This is a genomic window from Rhizobium sp. SVR5-2C, from assembly GCF_056755115.1.
Genome location: NZ_JBNDHT010000637.1, coordinates 1 through 232, shown reverse-complemented (window position 1 = coordinate 232; position 232 = coordinate 1). Strand labels below are relative to the sequence as shown.

The 232-nt window shown below is 62.5% G+C and carries 1 protein-coding gene; it reads left to right on the top strand.

Annotated features, from left to right (window positions below; genetic code table 11):
* On the top strand, nucleotides 1–232 hold a 232-nt coding region (locus tag ACPYOI_RS37210; RefSeq protein WP_481424324.1), incomplete at both ends, for a hypothetical protein.

The following is a 232-nucleotide window of genomic DNA, read 5'->3' as shown; positions in this document are numbered from 1 at the left end:
GATCACACCGTCCGCGAGGCGGCGGAAGAGCGCCCCAAACTCGTTCTCGACTATTATGATGCGCGCCTGAATGCCGGCCAGCAGGCAAAGGGTCAGATGGCGCAGGGGACAACCTACAAGCCGATCACGCCCGGCCAGCTCTATCTCGAAGGCAAGGGCTTCGCGCAAACGCTGGATGCGTTCAATGCCATGCGGATTTCGCCCTCCAACGAGCACGAGGGCGAGGCACGAC